This is a genomic window from Aestuariimicrobium sp. G57, assembly GCF_050110855.1.
Lineage (GTDB): Bacteria > Actinomycetota > Actinomycetes > Propionibacteriales > Propionibacteriaceae > Aestuariimicrobium.
Window position 1 is genome coordinate 50,383 of record NZ_JBNINW010000006.1, and the last position, 20,650, is coordinate 71,032.

General features: G+C 68.1%; 17 protein-coding genes. 10 read left to right on the forward strand and 7 right to left on the reverse strand.

Annotated elements, in window-relative coordinates:
• The first annotated feature begins 28 nt into the window (after window positions 1-28).
• Window positions 29-1,870, forward strand: a complete 1,842-nt coding sequence (locus ACQCX5_RS13010) for an AMP-dependent synthetase/ligase (RefSeq protein WP_434542467.1) — start codon at window positions 29-31, stop codon at window positions 1,868-1,870.
• A 3-nt stretch (window positions 1,871-1,873) separates the two neighbouring features.
• Here ACQCX5_RS13010 and ACQCX5_RS13015 read toward each other — a convergent pair whose 3' ends face one another.
• From ACQCX5_RS13015 to ACQCX5_RS13030, 4 genes are read right to left on the reverse strand one after another with little or no spacing between them, the layout of a single operon-like run.
• Window positions 1,874-2,299, reverse strand: a complete 426-nt coding sequence (locus ACQCX5_RS13015; RefSeq protein WP_434542468.1) for a hypothetical protein — start codon at window positions 2,297-2,299, stop codon at window positions 1,874-1,876.
• 22 nt (window positions 2,300-2,321) lie between these two features.
• Entirely contained in the window at window positions 2,322-4,895 is a 2,574-nt protein-coding gene (gene valS, locus ACQCX5_RS13020) for a valine--tRNA ligase (protein ID WP_434542469.1), read from the reverse strand.
• 42 nt (window positions 4,896-4,937) lie between these two features.
• Entirely contained in the window at window positions 4,938-5,780 is an 843-nt protein-coding gene (locus ACQCX5_RS13025) for a thioredoxin domain-containing protein (RefSeq protein WP_434542470.1), read from the reverse strand.
• On the reverse strand, window positions 5,777-6,289 hold the full coding sequence (locus ACQCX5_RS13030; protein WP_434542471.1) for a DoxX family protein: 513 nt from the start codon (window positions 6,287-6,289) through the stop codon (window positions 5,777-5,779). The genes ACQCX5_RS13025 and ACQCX5_RS13030 overlap by 4 nt, the downstream gene beginning before the upstream one ends.
• A 147-nt stretch (window positions 6,290-6,436) precedes the next feature.
• Here ACQCX5_RS13030 and ACQCX5_RS13035 point away from each other — a divergent pair, with 147 nt between their 5' ends.
• The 4 genes from ACQCX5_RS13035 to ACQCX5_RS13050 are packed head-to-tail and all read left to right on the forward strand — an operon-like array spanning window position 6,437 to window position 10,690.
• A complete protein-coding gene (locus ACQCX5_RS13035; RefSeq protein WP_434542472.1) occupies window positions 6,437-7,882 on the forward strand; it encodes a bifunctional folylpolyglutamate synthase/dihydrofolate synthase in 1,446 nt (481 codons plus the stop codon).
• Window positions 7,879-8,229, forward strand: a complete 351-nt coding sequence (locus tag ACQCX5_RS13040) for a DUF4233 domain-containing protein (RefSeq protein WP_434542473.1) — start codon at window positions 7,879-7,881, stop codon at window positions 8,227-8,229. The genes ACQCX5_RS13035 and ACQCX5_RS13040 overlap by 4 nt, the downstream gene beginning before the upstream one ends.
• 10 nt (window positions 8,230-8,239) lie before the next feature.
• Window positions 8,240-8,674, forward strand: coding sequence for a nucleoside-diphosphate kinase (gene ndk / locus ACQCX5_RS13045; RefSeq protein WP_434542474.1), 435 nt, complete (start codon window positions 8,240-8,242; stop codon window positions 8,672-8,674).
• Between the two features lie 57 nt (window positions 8,675-8,731).
• Window positions 8,732-10,690: a TIGR03960 family B12-binding radical SAM protein gene (locus ACQCX5_RS13050; protein WP_434542558.1), complete on the forward strand. Its 1,959-nt coding sequence runs from the start codon at window positions 8,732-8,734 to the stop codon at window positions 10,688-10,690.
• 14 nt (window positions 10,691-10,704) lie between these two features.
• On the opposite strand, the gene ACQCX5_RS13055 is transcribed toward ACQCX5_RS13050, so the two are convergent.
• Window positions 10,705-11,946, reverse strand: a complete 1,242-nt coding sequence (locus ACQCX5_RS13055) for an MFS transporter (protein WP_434542475.1) — start codon at window positions 11,944-11,946, stop codon at window positions 10,705-10,707.
• Window positions 11,947-12,109: 163 nt separating this feature from the next.
• Complete coding sequence (locus ACQCX5_RS13060) at window positions 12,110-13,030, reverse strand: hypothetical protein (RefSeq protein WP_434542476.1); 921 nt, start codon at window positions 13,028-13,030, stop codon at window positions 12,110-12,112.
• A gap of 158 nt (window positions 13,031-13,188) precedes the next feature.
• Here ACQCX5_RS13060 and ACQCX5_RS13065 point away from each other — a divergent pair, with 158 nt between their 5' ends.
• Entirely contained in the window at window positions 13,189-13,953 is a 765-nt protein-coding gene (locus ACQCX5_RS13065) for a TIGR03936 family radical SAM-associated protein (protein ID WP_434542477.1), read from the forward strand.
• 202 nt (window positions 13,954-14,155) lie between these two features.
• On the forward strand, window positions 14,156-17,005 hold the full coding sequence (locus ACQCX5_RS13070; RefSeq protein ID WP_434542478.1) for an Rne/Rng family ribonuclease: 2,850 nt from the start codon (window positions 14,156-14,158) through the stop codon (window positions 17,003-17,005).
• On the opposite strand, the gene ACQCX5_RS13075 is transcribed toward ACQCX5_RS13070, so the two are convergent.
• The gene (locus ACQCX5_RS13075) at window positions 17,006-17,440 is read right to left on the reverse strand and encodes a VOC family protein (protein ID WP_434542479.1); all 435 of its coding nucleotides are present in this window, start codon (window positions 17,438-17,440) and stop codon (window positions 17,006-17,008) included.
• Window positions 17,441-17,785: 345 nt separating this feature from the next.
• Here ACQCX5_RS13075 and ACQCX5_RS13080 point away from each other — a divergent pair, with 345 nt between their 5' ends.
• From ACQCX5_RS13080 to ACQCX5_RS13090, 3 genes are read left to right on the forward strand one after another with little or no spacing between them, the layout of a single operon-like run.
• Window positions 17,786-18,502, forward strand: a complete 717-nt coding sequence (locus ACQCX5_RS13080) for a hypothetical protein (RefSeq protein WP_434542480.1) — start codon at window positions 17,786-17,788, stop codon at window positions 18,500-18,502.
• Between the two features lie 21 nt (window positions 18,503-18,523).
• Complete coding sequence (locus ACQCX5_RS13085) at window positions 18,524-19,975, forward strand: polysaccharide biosynthesis tyrosine autokinase (protein WP_434542481.1); 1,452 nt, start codon at window positions 18,524-18,526, stop codon at window positions 19,973-19,975.
• A complete protein-coding gene (locus ACQCX5_RS13090; RefSeq protein WP_434542482.1) occupies window positions 19,969-20,538 on the forward strand; it encodes a hypothetical protein in 570 nt (189 codons plus the stop codon). Before ACQCX5_RS13085 ends, ACQCX5_RS13090 begins: the two co-directional genes overlap by 7 nt.
• The last annotated feature ends 112 nt before the right edge of the window (window positions 20,539-20,650 follow it).

The following is a 20,650-nucleotide window of genomic DNA, read 5'->3' on the forward strand; positions in this document are numbered from 1 at the left end:
TGGGCCGTGCAACCTGGAGGGAATCACCGTGGAGAAGACCGTCCCGCTGGCCGTGAACGTCGACGATGTGCGCAGCGTGCAGCAGCTGGTGCGCCGCCGCGTGCAGATGAGCCCGGAGCGAGTTTCGTTCCGCGTGCTGCGTGACCGCGCCTACCACGACGTCACCGCCGCGCAGTTCCTCGATGACATCACCCGGACCGCCAAGGCTGTGATCGCCGCGGGCATCCAGCCGGGCGAGCATGTTGCCATCACGTCAGCCACCCGCTATGAGTGGACCGTCATCGACTTCGCCGTGCTGTTCGCCGGTGGTGTCGTCGTGCCGATCTATGAGACGAGTTCTGTCGAGCAGGCAGCGTTCATCCTGAGCGATGCCGACGTCAAGCTTGCCTTCGGTGAGACCGGGCGCCACGTGAAGCTGCTGGGTGACGCGCTCGCCGCCAACGGGCGGCAGGCGCCGGTGTGGCGCATCATCGACGGCAACGAGAACACCTTCGAACAGTTCCGGGCCCTCGGTGCCGATGTCACCGATGAGCAGCTGGCCGAGCGCGAGGCGCTCGCGACCCCGCAAACCATCGCCAGCCTTGTCTACACCTCGGGCACCATGTCCGACCCCCGTGGCGCCGAGATCACCCACGCCAACCTGGCCCACCTGGCGGTGAACGCTGTCGACGCGCTTCCCCAGATCCTGCACGATGAGGCATCGACGGTGTTGATGCTGCCGCTGGCACACATCCTCGCCCGGTTCGTGCAGCTGGCGGCGTTCTGGGGTGGCACGGCCATCACCCACGTGCGCGACGCCAGCCGCGTCGTCGCCACACTGTCTGAGGCGAAGCCCACCTTCATGGTGGTGGTGCCGCGCGTCATGGCCAAGGTGCTCGCCGGGGTGCGCAAGACCGCTGAGGGCAAGAAGATGGGCAAGGTCTTCGACCAGGCCGAGAAGGTCGCCATCGAGTGGGCACAGCACATCCAGAAGCTCGATGCGGGCCAGGACGACAAGGCCTCGCTGGCACTGAAGGCCCAGTACAAGGTGTTCGACAAGCTGTTCTATTCGCGCATCCGCGAGACCCTCGGCGGCCGACTGCAGTTCATGGTGAGCGGTGCTGCCCCGCTCGACAAGCACCTGGGCGAGTTCTTCCATGGCGCCGGCATTCAGGTGCTCGAGGGCTACGGCCTGACCGAGACGACCGCGCCCTTCACCCTGAACTTCCCGAACCATGCCCTGCTCGGTTCGGTCGGCACGCCGCTGCCCGGTTCGACCGCGCGCATTTCGAACGACGGCGAGATCGAGGTCAAGGGGCTGGGCGTGTTCGCCGGCTACCACAACTACGACGGGCGTGAGTTCACCGAGGACGGGTTCTTCCCGACTGGTGACCTGGGCCGGCTCGATGCCGACGGCCGGTTGTTCATCACGGGCCGCGCCAAAGACATGATCATCACCGACTCGGGCAAGAACATCTCGCCCCAGCGCTGGCAGGGCGTTGTCGAGCGCGGCGGTCTGGTCGCGAATGCCGTCGTCGTCGGCGACAAGCGCCCGCACCCGGTCGCGCTGCTGGTGCTCGACCTGGCCGCGGTGAAGGAATGGGCCAAGACCAACAACCGCGCCGACCTCGAGAACAAGTGGCAGGTGGCCCCGCCGGTGCCCGGCGAGCGGGTTACGGACGAGCAGCTGCTGGCCGCCGTGCAGACGATTGTCAACGACGCGAACAAGGGCGGCAACCATGCCGAGCGCATCGACGACTACGCCGTGATCGTGGCCGATGTCAGCGAGGACGCGGGCTACACCACCGCGACCATGAAGCTGAAGCGCCCGAAGTTCATCGAGGCAATGGCCCCGGTGATCGAGGAGCTGTACGCCAAGGGCCGCAAGTAGGGCTCAGCCCAGCGGGTCGTCCGGCGCCAGGTCCGAGGTGATGATCTCGGTCAACAGGCCGGACGCCCGCGCCCGCAGCTGCTTGAGGTTCACCTTGCCCTGACGGCCCGGCTGCGCCTGCACCAGCGGCAGTTTCGCCCTGATGGACGACGATTCCTGCAGCCATGCCGTCGCACGGTCGGCGCCCGCCGGGTGGGCACCCAGTTTCAGGGCGTACTCATCGATCAGGTCGAGCTGCTTCAGCAGCCGCGCCTCGGGCGAGCGCACGCTCGCGCTCGCCTTCAACTTCGCGCCCAGCCCGCGCAGGGCATCGCTGACGCGGTCGTCCTTGTTCAGTGCCTCCCAGGCCTTGTGGGCCGCCTCGGCGCCGACGACGATGAGCGTGCTCGCCGCCGCAATCTGGTTCTTGTCGGGGAGCTTCCTGGCCATACCACTCAGGGTACGGCCGCGATCACTCCGTGACAGCCAGCTCGACCTCGACGCTCACCGGACCCTCAGCCTCGACCCAGGCCACCTCACCGGTGATCCGGCCGACGGCCCGCAGGTCGTCCTCGACGAGCCGCAGCCGCGCCAGCGAGCCGGACTCGCCGCTGAACACGGCGCGCGTGACCTCGGTCTTCATTGAGACCTTCGCCGTCGACTTCGCGCCGCGGATGCCGATGAGCGCCGCAGCCACGTCGTCCAGCACCGCGATCTCGCCGCCGCCCGGCAGTTCGTCGACGGTCGGCCATGCCTCGTGGTGCACCGAACCCTCGTGGCCCCACGACCACACTTCTTCGGTCACGAACGGCAGGAACGGTGCCAGCAGCCGCAGCATCACGTCCAGTGCCAGCGTGAGCGTCGCCACCGCCGACTTGGCCGGGGCTTCGCCGCGGGCACCGTAGGCACGCTCCTTGACCAGTTCGAGGTAGTCGTCGCAGAACGCCCAGAACGTGGCCTCGGCGGCCTCGAGCGCGCTGGTGTAATCGAACGCCTCGAAGGCGTCGGTCGCCTTCGTCACGGTCTGCGCCAGCGACGCCAGCAGGGCCAGGTCGACGGGTTCGACCACATCAGCAGCGGTGGTGCCGCCCACCTTGGCCGTGATGTCGCCGAGCACGAACTTCGAGGCGTTCAGCACCTTCATGGCGAGGCGTCGTCCGACCTTCATCTGGGTTTCGTCGAACGGCGAGTCCATGCCCGGACGCGCCATCGCCGCACGCCAACGCACCGCATCGGCGCCGTACTTGTCGAGGATCTCGGTCGGCACCACCACGTTGCCCTTGGACTTGCTCATCTTCTTGCGGTCGGGGTCGACCACGAAGCCTGAGATGGTGGCCCGCTTCCACGGCACCTCGCCGAACTCGAAGTTGGCCCGGACGACGCGGCTGAACAGCCAGGTGCGAATGATGTCGTGGGCTTGCGGCGCCATGTCCATGGGGAACGTCAGCCCGAACAGCTCGTCATCACGCTGCCACCCGCAGGCAATCTGGGGGGTCAGCGACGACGTCGCCCAGGTGTCCATCACGTCGGGGTCGCCGATGAAGCCACCGGCCTGCCCACGCTGCGATTCGGCATAGCCTGCCGGGACGGACGACTGCGGGTCAACGGGCAGCTCTGCGACGTCCGCGACGATGGGTGCGCTGTAGTCGGGCTCCCCATCGGCGTCGAGCGGGTACCAGACCGGGAACGGCACGCCGAAGAACCGCTGGCGGCTGATCAGCCAGTCGCCGTTGAGGCCGCCGACCCAGTTGTCGTAGCGGTGGCGCATGTGTTCGGGGGTCCACGCGATCTCACTGCCGCGCTGCAGCAGGGTCTGCTTCAGCGCCTCGTCGCGGCCGCCGTTGGCGATGTACCACTGGCGGGTCGAGACGATCTCGAGCGGCTTGTCACCCTTCTCATAGAAGTTCGCCATGCGCTGCGTCGGCTTCGGCTCGCCGTCCAGGTCACCGGTCTCGCGCAGCTTCGCCACGATCGCCTCGCGGGCGCTGAACGTGGTCTTGCCGGCCATCTCGGCATAGAAGTCCGCGTTGACCAGCCACTCGGGGGCCTCGGCCTGCAGGCGCCCGTCGCGGTTGATCACGGTGCGGGTGGGCAGGTTGAGCTCGCGCCACCAGACCACGTCGGTCAGGTCGCCGAACGTGCAGCACATCGCGATGCCGGCGCCCTTGTCGGGCTCGGCGGCCGGGTGCGCCACCACGGGGATCTCGACACCGAAGATGGGCGAGGTCACGGTGGTGCCGAACAGCGGCTGGTAGCGCTCGTCGTCGGGATGGGCGATCAGCGCGACCACGCTCGGCAGCAGTTCGGGACGGGTCGTCTCGATGTGGACCGGCTCACCGTCAGGTCGGTGGAAGGCCACGCGGTGGTAGGCACCCGGGTATTCGCGGGCCTCGAGCTCGGCCTGGGCCACCGCGGTCTGGAACGTCACGTCCCACATCGTCGGTGCCTCGGACATGTACGCCTCGCCGCGGTCGTGGTTGCGCACGAACGCCAGCTGGGCGATGCGCTGCGCCTCCTCAGAGATGGTGGTGTAGACCGAATCCCAGTCGACGGAAAGGCCGACGCGGCGCCACAGGTCTTCGAAGGCCTGCTCGTCGACGGCCGTCAGCTCGTGGCACAGCTCGATGAAGTTGCGCCGGCTGATCGGCACCTGCCTCTTCGGGTCGGGCTTGGCCGGCGGGGTGAAGTCCGGGTCGTAGGCGATGCTGGGGTCGCAGCGCACGCCGTAGTAGTTCTGCACCCGCCGCTCGGTCGGCAGGCCGTTGTCGTCCCAGCCGATGGGATAGAAGACGTGCTTGCCGCGCATGCGCTGGTAGCGCGCCACCAGGTCGGTGTGGGTGTAGCTGAACACGTGGCCCACGTGCAGCGAGCCCGAGACAGTCGGCGGGGGAGTGTCGATCGAGAACACCTGCTCGCGCGATTCGGGTCGCACGAACGCGAACGTGCCCTGCTGCTTCCACTTCTCGGCCCAGGCTACCTCGAGCCCCTCGAGCACCGGCTTGTCGGGCACACGGGGGGCGGGCAGGTTCTGGGCGAGATCAGTCATGCGCCCAAGACTAGTGAACCCGCCCGCGTGGGTTCGAATCCGTCAGCTGTTGGCTGCGCTCTCGATGGCCTTCTTCCAGGCATCGGTGGTGGGGTCGAGCACCTTCCACCAGTCGACCATGCGGCCATCGCCCTGCACCTGCGGGTTCTTGCCGTTGACCATGATGGTGGGGGTGCCGGTGACACCGGCCTTGAACGCGTTCTCGTCGGTCAGGCGCACGAACTGCGAGGTGGCCTTCGAGTCATAGCAGGACTTCCACTTGTCGTACTCGGCCCCGGTGATGCCAGCCTGCTCGGGGATCGTCTTCGTGATGTCCTGGTCGGTGTAACCCGCACCCTCGTTCGCCGGCTGGTGCTTGAACGCCGCACCGTGGAACTCCCAGTAGCGCCCGGTGGTGTCGGCGCACGCTGCGGCGATGGCCACCTTCGTCGACGAATCGTTCTTCAGGTTGCCGTCCATGAACGTCATGGGGTGCACCTGCAGCTTGACGAAGCCCTCATTCGCCAGGTCGGTCCAGACCTGGGCGTACATGTCCTCGGACTGCTTGCAGATCGGGCACTGGTAGTCCATGTAGATGTTCAGCGTGTACTTCGCCTCGGCGGCCTTGGCGGGCAGCGCCAGGATCGCCTCTTGCCCCACCGCGTTGGGCGGGGTGATCTGCGAGGACGCCTCGTTGGCCGCCTGCTGGCTCTTGCGGCGCTGGTCCTGGATGACGACCGTGGCCACCACGGCGATGATCGCCAGGGCGACGACGCTGGTCACGATGATCATCGCCAGGCGTGCCGTCTTCTGCTTCCGGGCCTGTGCCTCTTGCTGGGCGCGCAGCTGCTCGCGGCGGGTGGTGGTCTCGGCAGCCATCTTGCCGGTGGCCTTCTTGGTGCTCATTCCCCGTCTTCCTTGGTCAATTCGTCATCATCAGCAAACTCATGAAATTGCGGCGCGTCGTCCGGGAACAGCAGGTTATCGACCGCGAACACACTGCGTGGTCGCACCACCAGCCACACGCCCGCCAGCAGGAACAGCGCATCGCGCGCCAGCTCCTGGGGGTACTTCGTCTGTTCCGGGTTGACCAGGCCGCCGGTGCCGAAACAGCCGCAGTCGATGCTCAGCCCGCGCGCCCACGCCGAGGCGATGCCGAACATGAAAGCCACCATCACCAGCGATCCCAGCAGGGCCGTCCAACGGGTGGCGATGCCGGCCACGATCAGCAGGCCCAGCAGGATCTCCAACGGCGGCAACGCATAGCCGACCCACTTGGACATGTCGAAGGGCAGCAGCTGGTAGGCGCGCACCGACAAGACGCTGTCTTCCAGGTTGCCGATCTTCAACAGTCCGGCCACCAGCAGCGAACCACCGAGCACCAGTCGCGCCACCAGCCCGACCCAGTCGCGCACGTCGCGTCCCCACCACTGCCGGGTCGCCGGACGAGCGGACGCACGATCACGCTGGGGCTGGTGCTTCGGGAGAGCCTCGGTCACGCTGCAGAGCATACCCAGCGGTGGAACGGTCACAGCGGGCAGGGTCGCTAGGCTTGGCCCACCATGGCATTCCACGAACCCACCTCACCGGCGCCGTCCTCACACGGGGCCATCACCGCTGACCTCGTCAGCCGGTGGCCCGAACATCGCGTCGCGCCCAGCCTCGGCCGCGTGCAGGCGCTGTGCGACCTGCTCGGCAACCCCGAGAAGTCGGCACCGGTCATCCACATCACCGGCACCAACGGCAAGGGCAGCACCGCCGCCATGATCGATGCGCTGCTGCGGGCCCAAGGCCTGCGCACCGGGCGCACCGCCAGCCCGCACCTGATCGACATCACCGAACGCATCTGCCTGGACGGCGAGCCCGTCAGCGTCGAGGTCTTCGACGAGGCCTGGGCCCAGATTGCCCCGCTGGTCGAGATGGTCGACGAGCAGCGCATCGACGGCGTGCCCATGACCTTCTTCGAAGTGATGACCGCCCTGTCGTTCGCCATCTTCGCCGACGCACCCGTTGACGTCATGGTGCTCGAGGTCGGCATGGGCGGGCGCTGGGACGCCACCAATGTCGCCGATGGCCAGGTGGCCGTGATCACCCCCATCGACCTCGACCACACCCACCTGCTGGGCGAGACGGTCGCAGCGATCGCCGCCGAGAAGGCCGGCATCATCAAGCCCGGCGCCACCGCCGTGATCGCCGCCCAGCAACCCGAGGCCGCCACGGTGCTGCTCGCACGCTGCGCCGAGGTCGGCGCGCTGCCGGTGCTCGAAGGCCCCGGCTTCGGGCTGCTCGACCGCCACCGTGCGGTCGGTGGCCAACTGCTGCGCCTGCAGAGTGCCCAGGGCCCCGTCGGTGACGTGCACCTGCCGCTGCATGGCGAACACATGGCCGCCAATGCGGCACTCGCACTGGCCGCCGTCGAAGCGTTCATGGGCGGCAAGGGGCTCGAGCCCGACATCATCGTCGACGGATTCAACGCCGTCGAGGCCCCCGCACGCCTCGAGCTGATGCGCACCTCACCGCCGATCGTCGTCGACACCGCCCACAACCCGCACGGCGTGCGCGCCACGCTGGCCGGCGCCGCCGAGGCCTACGGATTCCAGCCCATGGTCGGCGTGCTCGCGATGATGCGCGACAAGGCCGTCGACGACGTGCTCACCCTGCTCGACGAGGTGCTCGACCACGTGGTGGTCACCACGGTCAGCTCGACTGACCGCGGCATGACGGTTGACGAGCTGGCCGAACGTGCCGAGGGGGTCTTCGGTGCCGCCCGCGTCGACCGTGCCGACACGATGGCCCAGGCACTCGAGAAGGCCACCCTGCTCGCGGACGAGGCAGGCGCCGGTGCCGGTGTGCTCGTGCTCGGCTCGGTCATCGCGGCCGGCGAGGCACGCGCGCTGCTGCTGCCCGCCCGGCTCGCCGAACAGCACGAGGCCGCCAACGACGCCCTGCTGCGGGTGGGCCCGACCCGGGCTGACCTGGGGCTCGACGACGCCGAGGAGGCATGGTGATCCTTCCGCCGACCAACCCGCTGCTGCGCGCCATGGCCATGACGCTGTGGTTCGAGGTGATCATCTTCATCCTGGCGCTGCCCGGCATGCTCTTGATCGACCACCGCGACACCGCGCTGAGCATCACCATCGTCGTGGTCGCCTGCGTGGCGGCGGTCGTGGCCGCCATGCGCGTCAAGCGGCCGTGGGGCCAGGTGCTCGGCCTGGTGGTGCAGGCCGGTGCCATCGCGATGGGCCTGATGACGTCGATGATGTTTGCCGTCGGCATCATCTTTGCCGTGGTCTGGTTGATGTGCGTGATCCTGGGCCGTCGGCTCGAATCGCAGGCAGCGGCCCGCGACCAGTAGGCTCCGGCGCATGACTGATGCCACCTTCAGCCCCGCGGACGGTTCGCAGACCCTGGTGATCCTCAAGCCCGACGCCGTCTCGCGCGGGCTCGCGGGCAAGATCCTCGACCGCTACCTGACCAAGGGGTTGACCCTGGCAGCGCTTGAGCTGCGCCACGTCGACCAGCAGCTTGCCGCCGCCCACTACGCCGAACACGAGGGCCGCCCGTACTACCCGACGCTGATCCAGTTCATCACCTCGGGGCCCGTCGTGGTGATGGTGCTGCAGGGTGAGCGGGCCATCGACATCGTGCGGCTGCTGAACGGCTCGACCGATGCGGGGCTGGCCGCTCCCGGCACCATCCGCGGGGATTTCTCGATCTTCTACCAGCGCAACGTCGTGCATGCGTCCGACTCACCCGCGACGGCCACCCGCGAGATCGGGTTGTGGTTCCCGCAGCTGTGAGTGCGCGCCCGTAGGTTGCGTGGCGAAGATCACTTATCCTTGGTCGCAATGAGCACCATGACTGAGCCCGAAACCCTCTTCCCGAAGCTGGAACCGCTGCTGGCGCAGGTCAGCAAGCCGATCCAGTACGTCGGTGGCGAGCACAATTCCGTGCGCAAGGCCTGGGACTGCGGCGCCGATGCCGGCCACGAGACCGTCCGCTGGGCGCTCATGTACCCCGACGCCTATGAGGTGGGCCAGCCCAACCAGGGTGTGGCGATCCTCTACGAGATCCTCAACGAGCGCGACTGGATCCTCGCCGAGCGCACCTATTCCGTGTGGCCCGACCTGGCCGACCTGATGCAGGCCCACGGCATCCCGCAGTTCACCCTCGACACGCACCGCCCCGTCGGCGCGTTCGACGTGCTGGGTCTCAGCTTTGCCACCGAATTGGGTTACACCAACATGCTGCAGGCGCTGCACCTGGCCCAGCTGCCGCTGCACGCCGTCGACCGCGGCGAGCATGACCCGATCGTGCTGGCCGGGGGGCACGCCGCGTTCAACCCCGAGCCGATCGCCGACTTCATCGACGCCGCCATCATCGGCGATGGTGAAGAGGCGTCGCTGCTGGTCAGCGAAATCATCCAGGAATGGAAGGCCGATGGCCGCCCCGATGGCCGCCACGGCCTGTTGCTGCGGCTCGCGTCGACCGGTTCGGTCTATGTGCCGAAGTTCTACGAGGTCACCTACCTGCCGGACGGGCGCATCCAGCGGGTGGCGCCGACGCTGCCGCAGGTGCCGTTCCAGGTGCGCAAGCACACCCTGATGAACCTGGACGAGTGGCCCTACCCCCGCAAGCCGATCGTGCCGCTGGCCGAGACGGTGCACGAGCGCTATTCAGTCGAGATCTTCCGTGGCTGCACCCGTGGCTGCCGGTTCTGCCAGGCCGGCATGATCACCCGTCCGGTGCGCGAGCGCAGCATCGAGACCGTCGGCCAGATGGTCGCGGACGGGCTGAAGGCCACCGGCCTCGAAGAGGTCGGGTTGCTGTCGCTGTCGAGTGCCGACCATTCCGAGATCGGCGACATCACCAAGCAGCTGGCCGACCGTTACGAGGGCACGAATGTCTCACTGTCGCTGCCGTCGACCCGCGTGGACGCGTTCAACATCGACCTCGCCAACGAACTGTCGCGCAACGGCCGCCGTTCGGGCCTCACGTTCGCTCCCGAGGGCGGCTCTGAGCGCATGCGCAAGGTGATCAACAAGATGGTCAGCGAGGACGACCTGATCAACACCGTCGCGACGGCTTTCGGCAATGGCTGGCGGCAGGTGAAGTTGTATTTCATGTGCGGGCTGCCCACCGAGACCGACGAGGACGTGCTGGCGATCGCCGACATGGCCGCTCGGGTCATCGAGACCGGTCGCCAGGCCTCGGGCACGCGCGACATCCGGTGCACCGTCTCGATCGGCGGGTTCGTGCCCAAGCCGCACACGCCGTTCCAGTGGGCCGGGCAGACGTCGGCCGAGGTCGTCGACGACCGGCTGTTCAAGCTGCGCGAAAAGATCAAGGCCAACAAGCAGTACGGCAAAGCCATCGGCATGCGCTACCACGATGGACGACCCGGGATCATCGAGGGACTGCTGTCACGCGGCGACCGTCGGGTGGGCCGGGTCATCGAAGAGGTGTGGCGCCGCGGCGGCATGTTCGACGGCTGGAGCGAGCACTTCAGCTATGACCGCTGGGTCGAGGCGAGCCGCGATGCACTCGCCGGCGAGCCTGTCGACCTGGACTGGTTCACCACCCGCGAGCGGGACTACGACGAGGTGCTGCCCTGGGACCACCTGGACGCCGGCCTGGACCGCGACTGGCTGTGGGAGGACTGGCAGGACGCCATCGACGAGCAGGAGGTCGAGGACTGCCGCTGGACGCCGTGTTATGACTGCGGCGTGTGCCCGCAGATGTCGACCGAAATCCAGATCGGGCCGACGGGTCGCCAACTGCTGCCGTTGTCGGTGGTGGGGCGCGACCTGGCCTAGGGCTTCGCGGCCTGTCAGTGCTTGGCGGGTGCCAGGCCCAGCTCGTCCTCAATGGTGCCGCAGCTCACGGTGATGAAACCTGCGGTGCTCATCGCCAACGACATGGCCAGCATCAGCAGCAGCGGGGCCGTCCAACCGCCGGTGGCCTCGTAGAGCACGCCGACCAGGAACGGCCCGAACAGCGCGATCGCATAACCGGCGCCCTGGCCGAACCCGCTGAGGGCGACGGTGCCGGCGCCGGTGCGGCCCTTCATGGCGAACAGGCCCAGGATGAGCGGGAAGCTCGACGTGCCGATGGCGGCCAGCGTCGCCCACAGCCAGGGCATGGTCATCGGCGCGACCAGCAGGCCGGTGTAGGCCGCGAGGCCGCACAGCCCGATGATCACCTGCAGCGTGATGGGGCGCGGGTTGCGCTGCATGTATGCGGGCCACAGGAACGCCAGGGGAACGCCGACACCGGTGGTGATGCCGAGCATCCAGCCGGCGTCGGTCTGGCTCATGCCGGCGTCGGTGTAGATCAGGGGCATCCAGCCGAACAGCGAATAGGCCTGTGCCGACTGCATGCCGAAGAAGATGGCGATGGCCCAGCCCAGCGGGGTGCGGGCCACGCTGGTGAGCGTGATCGGCGAGGCGGGTTTGGCTGAGGCGGTCTGGGGATTGGCCTTGTCGAAGCCGATGGCGAAGAGCCACGGGATCACGGCGAGCAGGGCGGTGACGGCAGAGGCCAGGTAGGCCTGCCGCCAGCCGCCCAGTGCAATGGTCATGGGCACGGTGAATGCACTGGCGACAGTGACGCCGATCGAGAGCAGCAGCGAGTACAGCGCGGTGACCAACCCGATCTGGTGCGGGAAGTGCCGCCGGATCACGCTCGGGGCCAGCACATTGCCGACGGCCATGCCGGCCAGCGCCAGCACGGACAGCGCCAGGAACACGTACTGGTTGCTGGTGAACGTGCGGGCCACGCTGCCCACGAGCAGGGCCAGCATCGCGACCAGGATGAGCCGGTGCATGCCGATGCGGGTGGCCAGCCACGGGGCGGCGAAGCCGAAGATGGCGAAGCAGATGGTCGGCAGCGAGGTGAGCAGGCCCGCAGTGATGCCGGACAGGCCGAGGTCGGCCTGCAGGTTGCTCATGACGGGGCCGATCTCGGTGGCCACGGGGCGCAGGTTGTAGGCCATCACCAGGATGGCGACGAGCATGAGGGCGCCTTTGCTCCACCAGGGGGCGGCTGCGGTGGGTGCGGGGTTGTGGCTCACAAGCTCAGGAGTCTACGTGGGCCGCGGCGTGGGTGTGGTTTCGTCCGGGGTGGGGGTGGGGTCTGGGGGAGAGCGGGGGCGACAGTGTGTGAAAAGACGTGCCCAGAGACGTCTTTTCACACACTGTCGGACGAGCTGCCGCGGCGGGTGGTCACGCGGGTGCTTACAAGGGGCCGCATGCGGGACATGGCTGCGGGTAGCCCTGCCAGCCGCGCTGGCGCAGCACCCGGGCCACGAGCCCCGCCACCCCGCAGGCTCGGTGGAACACGTCGATCCACCCAAACCTCATCGTGACCAGCCCCATGGTGAGGTGCTCGGCATCACGCCAGGCATCGCGCACTTCACCGGCCCCACGATGGCCCAGCTCGCCGTCAAGTTCGATGAGGGTGTTGAAGTCGGCATAGACAACATCGGTGCGGGTGCGCTTGCTCATCGAAACCTGCCGCAGACCCGTCGGCAGCGCGTGGGCCTTCTCGACATCGCGGCGGTAGCGCAGTTCCAGCGGGCTCTCGATGCCGCTGTCGAGCCAGTCCAGCAGCTGCACCACCGACGCGCGCCCTTTCAAGCGCGTGGCGCCCTCGAGTGTCGCGCGCAGCCGAGACGTGGTCGTCCGGCGCCCCACCACCGCCCGGGTCACCCAACCTGCCTGGCCGTCGATGGATTCGCCTGCGCAGAGATCGAGCACCGTCTGCTCTATCGAGAGCCGCGCAGGTGAGCTGTGGCCGGCGCGATGGCCACGGCGAAACCTCCAACCGGGTTGCTGGCGGACGGCATTGGCGTTCGGGGGCAGCCAGACCTCGATGAGGTCGACGCCACCCCTGTGCAGTTCGTGCAGCTTGGCAGCGACCAACCCGCCAAGCACGGCTTGTTCCCCCCCTGCCAGCACGCCAGCCCAGGCCCGCTGCTGCCAGTCGGCGCCGGCGCTGGAGTACACCCCGTGCAGCAGCCGCTGCCAGCCATGGTCCGGCAGCGTTTGCACTTGCGTGCGGCTCAACCCGTGTGCCCGAGCCTGCGCATTCGACATGACGCCTCGCTGGGCATGGACGAGCTCAGCCAGTGCCGGGGGGAGCTGATGGGGGCGCATGCGTCCCATTCTGTGGCGTCGGCGGGTCATGAGCCCGGCAACAGTGTGTGAAAAGACGTCTTGGGAGACGTCTTTTCACACACTGTCGGTTCAGGGGCGCTGGGGTGATGACCAACGGCGGCTCACGCGCCCGCCCGCAGGTGGTTCAATGGTCGGCGATGAGCGAGAACACCGCCCCCGAGCCCAAGAAGCGGCGCCAGCCCGAGCAGCAGGCCCCACCCGTGCAGCGCCTGCGCGTGCGCTATGCCAAGCGGGGTCCGGCCCGGTTCACCAGCCACCGTGACGTCGGGCGAGCGCTCGAGCGGGCGCTGCGGCGCGCTGAGATCCCGATGGCGTATTCATCGGGGTTCTCGCCGCACCCGCGCATCTCGTATGCCAATGCCTCGCCCACCTCAGCCGCCACCGAGGCGGAATACCTCGAGCTCGGCCTCAGCGAGGTCTGTGATCCCGACAAGGTGGCCGCCGCCCTCAACGAGGTGCTCGGCCCGGGCCTTGATGTGCTCGAGGTTGTCGAGGCCGGCAAGGAGTCGTTCAACGACCTGCTCGTGGCCTCCGCGTGGTTGATCGACCTCGGCGAGGTCGACCAGGCCACCCTCGCCCGGGCCGTCGACGCACTGCTCGCCAGCGAGTCGGTCACGGTGAAGCGCATGACCAAGAGCGGCATGCGCGAGTTCGATGTGCGCGCCGCGCTGGTCGAGTTGCGCGTCGAGTCGGCCACCGGTCAGTTGTTCTTCATCGGACGCCACGAGGCCCCGCTGGTGCGACCCGATGATGTGGTCCAGGCGCTGCGCCAGCTCGAGCCCGGGCTGGGCTCCGCTCGTCCGGCACTGCTCACCCGACTGGCACAAGGACGACTGCCGGTGCCCGCGGCGCAGGGGGTGCTCGTCGACCCCTTCAGCGACACCCCGGTGGCGGTGCGGTAGCGGAGAATCACGTCACCGAGGGGCTGTGTGGCATACTGGCAGGCAGGGAACGGGCACCAGATGTGCCCAGTACCGGCAGCAGTACCGCTAGCCACACCGCGACGAAACCTCGACCGCGGGGGTAGCCGGCAGCTGCCGACCCGCCTGCTTTGGACACGGTTCGCCGTGCCCCGAACCGCACCTTCGTGTGCCAGGAGCCGCCATGCTCGATGAGAACACCACCGAAAACTCCACCCCTGTCGACGAGCCCCAGGCCACCAGGCCCGTGCGTCGCCGTCGCGCCGCCACCCGGCCCTCGGGCCCGCCCAGCACCGCGGTGAAGCCGGCCGTCGTGACCACGCCCGAGCCGGTCGCTGACGCGCCGCAGCCTGAACCCGTGCCGCAGCCTGAGCCGGAGCCTGCGCCGCTCGACCAGCCCGAGGCCGCCGCCGAGGCCGACACCACCGCTGAAGAAGACGTCGTTGAGCCAGCCCCGCGCAAGACCGCGGCCCGCAAGACCACGCCGCGCAAGCGCGCCGCGCGTGAAGAAGGCGCTCCCACGACCACCCGCCGCCGCAAGAAGGCGGCTGAGCCGGTGACCTCGCCGAGCGCCGATGAGCCCATGGAGGCCAGCGAATCCACCGACGAGCTCGGCGAGCGCCTGCGTGCCGCCGCCGAGGCCGCGGCCGGTCGTCAGGGCACCGGCCGCGCGGGCCGCAAAGTCAGCGGAGTCGTCGCGAACCCCTTCGCCACGTCCGGTGACGGCGATGCGGCCGCAGTGCTGCAGTCGCTCGCGGCGTCCATTGCCGGTGCTGCGCCCGTCGTGACCTTTGATGCCGCCCCCGTGGCCGAGGACGAGGCCGAGGATGAGGCCGAGGTCGAGGTCGAGGCCACCGCCGAACAGACCACTGCCGAGACCGACGAGCAGGCGGCGACCGAGGCCCCCGAGGCCACCGAGGTCGTCGCCCAGGATGCGGTCATCGAGGATGAATCGTCCACCGATGAGTCCGCCACCGACGATGCCGCCACCGACGATGCCACCACCGAGGACGAGTCCAGCGAGGATTCCGATGACGAGGGTGACTCGGGCAACCGTCGCCGCCGCCGTCGCCGGGGTGGGCGCCGCCGTCGTCGCGGGTCTGATTCCGCCGAGGCCGAAGCAGACACCGATGCCGAGGCGTCGACCGACGAGGGCGACGAGACGACCGCCGACGCCACTGAGGCCACCGAGGGTGACGAGAACGTTGACCAGGCCGACACCGGCCGCCGTCGTCGCAGGCGCCGTCGCCGTCGCGGCGAAGACGCGTCCGGTGCTGATGATGACCCCAGCGATGTCGTGGTGCGGGTGCGCGAGCCGCGTGCCCACCGCAGCGCCGCCGATGAGGTCACCGGCATCGAGGGTTCGACCCGACTTGAGGCCAAGCGCCAGCGCCGCCGCGAGGGGCGCGCTGCCGGGCGCCGCCGCGCGCCGATCCTGAGCGAGGCCGAGTTCCTGGCCCGTCGCGAGTCGGTCAAGCGGTCGATGCTCATTCGCCAGCGCGCCGACTACACGCAGCTCGCGGTGCTCGAGGACGACATCCTGGTCGAGCACTACGTCGACCGGGCCACCGCGCAGTCGCTGATCGGCAACGTCTACCTGGGACGAGTGCAGAATGTGCTGCCCAGCATGGAGGCGGCCTTCATCGACATCGGCCGCGGCCGCAATGCCGTGCTCTATGCCGGCGAGGTTGACTGGGACAGCTTCGGCGCCCAGGGCGGCCAGCGCAAGGTCGAGCAGGTGTTCAAGTCGGGCCAGACCGTGCTCGTCCAGGTGTCGAAAGACCCGGTCGGTGCCAAGGGTGCGCGCCTTACCAGCCACATCTCGATCCCGGGCCGCTATGTCGTGTACTCACCCGGTGGCCAGCTGTCGGGCATCAGCCGCAAGCTCGCCGACACCGAGCGGCACCGCCTGAAGGAGATTCTCGGCCACCTGATCGACGAGGATTCGTCGGTGATCGTGCGCACGGCCGCCGAGGGCGCCTCGGAGGACGAACTGGTGCGCGACGTCACCCGACTGAAGGCGCAGTGGGAGGCCATCGAGAAGAAGGTCAAGCAGGGTTCGGCCCCGCAGCTGCTGTATGCCGAGCCGGTGCCGACCGTGCGCATCGTGCGTGACCTGTTCACCGAGGACTTCCACGAGCTGGTCGTCGAGGGGGCCGGTGGCACCGAGGACGTCGGCGACACGATCATCAACTACGTCGAACACGTCGCCCCGCACCTGCTCGAGCGGGTCAAGCGCCACGAAGCAGGCGATGGTGACCTGTGGGCGAAGTACCGCATCGACGAGCAGATCTCGAAGGCGCTGGAACGCAAGGTGTTCCTGCCCTCGGGTGGTTCGCTGGTGATCGACCGCACCGAAGCCATGACGGTCATCGACGTCAACACCGGCCGGTTCACCGGCAGCGCCGGCAACCTTGAGGCCACCGTCACCAGCAACAACCTCGAGGCAGCCGAAGAGGTCGTGCGCCAGCTGCGGCTGCGCGACATCGGCGGCATCATCGTGATCGACTTCATCGACATGGTGCTGCCCAGCAACCGTGAGCTGCTGCTGCGCCGCCTGACCGAATGCCTGGCCCGTGACCGGACGAGGCACCAGGTCGCCGAGGTGTCGAGCCTCGGCCTGGTGCAGATGACCCGCAAGAAGATCGGCACGGGGCTGGCCGAGGCGTTCACCGAGCAGTGTGAGCACTGTGGCGGACGCGGCTACCACAAGTTCACCGAGCCGGTGGATTCGCAGGCCCCGGCCGATGGTGGCGATCGCCATCGTCGCGGGGGAGGGCATGGTCCGGTGCCGGCGATGGCGCACAAGGCGAAGACCGAGCCGGTGAAGGATGAGCCGGCCAAGGAAGCGCCGAAGGACGAGCCGGCTGCTGAGGAGCCCGCGCCGCGTCGACGTCGGGCGCGCCGGGCTGCGGGCAAGCCGGAGCCGGTCGTGGTTGACGAGACCCCGGTGGTTGACGAGACCCCGGTCATCATCGAATCCGAGCCGGTCGAGGCACCTGTCCAGGACGAGGCTACTGCCGCGGCTGAGTGATCAGCCCAGCTCCTCCGCGAGCCCGATAAGGATTCCCTCGGGCCCGCGGAGGTAGCAGAGCCGGTAGATGTCCAGGTATCGCTCGACCGTGCCTTCGAGCTGTGCGCCATGCTCGAAGGCCGACGTCAGTGTGGCGTCCAGGTCGTCCACCTGGAACATCACCCGCAGGTAACCCAGCGCGTTCACGGGCGCGCGGCGGTTGTCGGCGATGACGTCGGGTTCGAGGAAGCGGGACAGCTCCAGGCGCGAGTGGCCGTCGGGAGTGCGCAGCATCGCGATTTCGACGCGTTGGTGGCCCAGGCCGGTGACCCGACCGGCCCAGTCGCCCTCGACCAGCTGGCGACCCTCGAGTTCGAGGCCCAGTGCGGTGAAGAAGTCGATCGTCGTGCTGAGGTCTTCGACGACGATGCCGACGTTGTTCATGGTGATGGTCATGGGCGACGGTAACAGGCAAGCACCCTCCCAGGCCCGATGTGGGCCGGGGAGGGTGCTGCGACGTCCAGTAGGAGACGTCCAGTAGGAGGGGTACGCAGACCGGGCCGGACACCCTCCAGAATTGTGTGACGTCGTTTTCGTTTTCATCACGTTGTTATTGAAACAACGTCGCAGAATATGTTGCAGTGGGTTTCCGTGGATCGCTCGTCGACGCTGCCGCGATGGGGCTATCTTGGGTCCATGTCGCGCATTCTCGTCCGGTCGTTCCGATTTCAGGAAATCGTGACCCGGTCGATACACTTCCTGCGGTCTTGGCGTGCGACAGCGAGTTTTTGAGGAGGATGAGTGCCGAAGCGAAGCGCGGTGGTGGGGCTCGTCCTGCTGGCGGTCGTTGCGTTGGCCTTGTCCTGGCTGGCGCTGTCCCGACCCGCGGCCACCCACACCACCGGGACGCCCTCGCGGCCCACTGGTGAGGTGCCGGTCACTCCCACGCCGACGGATGGTTCGAGTCCCTCAGCCTCGGCCAGTCCCGCGCAGTCGCAGGCGCAGGGCACCCTGGTGGTGCTCGGTGACGGGTACTCGGCCGCCGCGTCATGGCCCAAGTATGCGGGTGAGGCACTCGGCATGACCGTGGTGAACATGGCCGCAAGCGGCACGGGGTACACCAAAGCGCCGGGAAGCTGCCCTGTCGCCCCCTGCACGTCTTTCAAGGATTCGGCTGCCAAGGTCGCCGCTGCGAAACCCGCCGTCGTCGTGGTTGTCGGGGGTGAGGTCGATGGCGACGTACCGCTCGCTGCGGACGCCACTGCCACCCTGAATGCGCTGAAGCAGGCGGTGCCGCGGGCGAGGATCGTCTTCATGACGCCGATCAGCTCGCGCGCCACACACCCGGTCTGGCTCACCACCCATGCCGAGACACTCAAGACGGTGGCGGCGGACGGCAATGCCATCTGGATCGACACCAGTTCGGTGGTCGCCACGGCCAGCTCCTATGCCAATGGTGACCTGACCGATGAATCAAGTCAACGAATCGCTGCCCAACTTGTCGAAGGCCTGAAGTAGCCAACAGAGAGGTTCCCACGTATGGGATTGACGGACTACTTGCAGATTCTGCGCAAGTTCTGGATCAGCATCACAGCGGTGACCCTGATGGGGCTCGCCGTTGGCGCCATCGCCTCGCTGCTGGCCACCCCCACGTACACCTCGTCGGTGTCGGTGTACCTCACGGTGCAGAGTGGCGACAGCGCCGCCGACCTCTCGCAGGGTTCGTCCTACACCGAACGCCAGGTGAAGTCGTTCGCCCAGATCATCGAGGCACCCGTTGTGCTGCAGCCGGTGGTGGACCAACTGCAACTTGGCATCTCCGCAGGTCAGCTGGCGGGTCGGGTCACCGTGCAGGTGCCCGCCAATACGTCGATCCTCAACATCTCGGTTGTTGACACGGACGCCAACCGAGCGGCGGCAACCGCCAGGGCGACCGGCGACCAGCTGATCAAGACCGTGGCGAACCTTTCGCCCAAGAGTTCTTCGGGTCAGGCCACCGTGATCGCCACGGTCATCACGCCGGCGACCGTCCCGACATCGTGGACGACGCCGAGGGTCGCACAGAACCTGGCCCTCGGACTGTTGCTCGGCCTGTTGGTGGGCGTCGGTCAGGCTGTCCTGCGTCGGGTGCTGGACACCAAGGTGCGAAACGCCGAGGACATCGCGAAGGTCACGGACGTGCCGGTCGTGGCCACCATGGCGTACGACCCCGAGACGAAGAAGCATCCCCTGCCCGTCATCACCGACCCGTACTCGCTGCATGCTGAGGAGTTCCGGCGCCTGCGCACCAACCTGCAGTTCCTCGGGGTCGGGCCCCGCGGCGGGGCCATCGCGTTCTCATCATCGTTGAACTCCGAGGGCAAGACGACGACGGTGCTCAACACCGCGATCGCGTTGGCGCAGGCCGGCAAGCGCGTGCTGCTCATCGACGCAGACCTGCGGCGCCCCCGAGTCGCCCCGCGGCTCAACCTGGAGTCCAACGCCGGGCTGAGCACCATCCTGGTCGGAAGGGCCCACCTCGAGGACGTGGTCCAGCCGGTCCACGGCGTCGACGTGCTCGCCGCCGGGCGGGTGCCCCCCAACCCGTCCGAGCTGTTGGGGTCCTCTGCCATGCGTGACCTCATCACCGAGGGGCTGAACCACTACGACTGGGTTCTTGTGGACACCGCCCCGGTCGGCATGGTCGCCGACACCGCAGTGCTTGCCTCGGCAGTCGGCGGCGTGCTGCTTGTCGTCGAAAGCGGACGAGGCGATGTCACCCAGCTGGAGGACTCGATCACCGCCGTCCAGACCGCCGAAGGACGGGTGATGGGCATTGTGCTGAACAAGCTCAAGGCTGAGGATGCCGGCAGCCGGCGCAGTCGCTACTACGGCGAGGCCTATGGCGATGTGGCAGCACCCGAGGCGCCCACTCGCGCTCTCGACGAGCCCCAGCCCGACGCCACGCCTGCCCGGGCAATGCGCAGCGCAGATCTGGCGGCGTCATGGTGACCGCAGCCGGGGAGCCGTTCGAGATCCTGGTGGTGTGCACCGGCAACATCTGCCGATCACCTGCCGGTGAGGTGCTGCTCCAGGATGCCCTCGGGCCATCCGTGCGAGTGCGCAGTGCCGGCACCGGAGCGCTGGTGGGCCGAGCGGTGGACCCGCAGATGGCATCGCTGCTGCAGTCCGACAAGCTCGACCATGCCGGGTTCCGGGCCCGCCAACTGGCAGAGGACGAACTCAGGGGCGCTGGCCTCGTGCTGGCCATGGACCTTGACCATCGTTCAGCGATCGTTGAACTCGCCCCGGCCACCGTCCGGCGAACGTTCACCCTGCTGGAGTTCGCCGACATCGTGGGCCAACTCGATCCCTCCGCGCTGGCTGGCCGACAGACCCCGGTGGATCGGCTTCAAGCCCTCGTGCCGCTGGCGACTGCCGCCCGTGGACGAACGCGCCACGATGCCGCCGTCGAGGTGCCTGATCCCTACCGGCAGTCCCAGCAGCAGTTCGAGCACAGCTACGGACTCATCCGTGGGGCCGTTGACACGATCGCCGGGGTGGTGAACCCCTAGCAGCGAAACACGTCCACATGTTCGTGCCGAGCAAGCTGGTCAGCCGCAGTCCACGGTAGCGATTCAGCGCCATCGCCCAAGTGGTGATTTCCCCTCATTCCTTCTGGAAGGA

Coding starts and splice junctions, on each gene's coding strand:
- ACQCX5_RS13015 (WP_434542468.1), bottom strand. CDS start 2,299: ATGGCCAGGAAGCTCCCCGACAAGAACCAGATTGCGGCGGCGAGCACG.
- valS (WP_434542469.1), bottom strand. CDS start 4,895: ATGACTGATCTCGCCCAGAACCTGCCCGCCCCCCGTGTGCCCGACAAG.
- ACQCX5_RS13025 (WP_434542470.1), bottom strand. CDS start 5,780: ATGAGCACCAAGAAGGCCACCGGCAAGATGGCTGCCGAGACCACCACC.
- ACQCX5_RS13035 (WP_434542472.1), top strand. CDS start 6,437: ATGGCATTCCACGAACCCACCTCACCGGCGCCGTCCTCACACGGGGCC.
- ndk (WP_434542474.1), top strand. CDS start 8,240: ATGACTGATGCCACCTTCAGCCCCGCGGACGGTTCGCAGACCCTGGTG.
- ACQCX5_RS13050 (WP_434542558.1), top strand. CDS start 8,732: ATGACTGAGCCCGAAACCCTCTTCCCGAAGCTGGAACCGCTGCTGGCG.
- ACQCX5_RS13060 (WP_434542476.1), bottom strand. CDS start 13,030: ATGCGCCCCCATCAGCTCCCCCCGGCACTGGCTGAGCTCGTCCATGCC.
- ACQCX5_RS13065 (WP_434542477.1), top strand. CDS start 13,189: ATGAGCGAGAACACCGCCCCCGAGCCCAAGAAGCGGCGCCAGCCCGAG.
- ACQCX5_RS13070 (WP_434542478.1), top strand. CDS start 14,156: ATGCTCGATGAGAACACCACCGAAAACTCCACCCCTGTCGACGAGCCC.
- ACQCX5_RS13075 (WP_434542479.1), bottom strand. CDS start 17,440: ATGACCATCACCATGAACAACGTCGGCATCGTCGTCGAAGACCTCAGC.
- ACQCX5_RS13085 (WP_434542481.1), top strand. CDS start 18,524: ATGGGATTGACGGACTACTTGCAGATTCTGCGCAAGTTCTGGATCAGC.
- ACQCX5_RS13090 (WP_434542482.1), top strand. CDS start 19,969: ATGGTGACCGCAGCCGGGGAGCCGTTCGAGATCCTGGTGGTGTGCACC.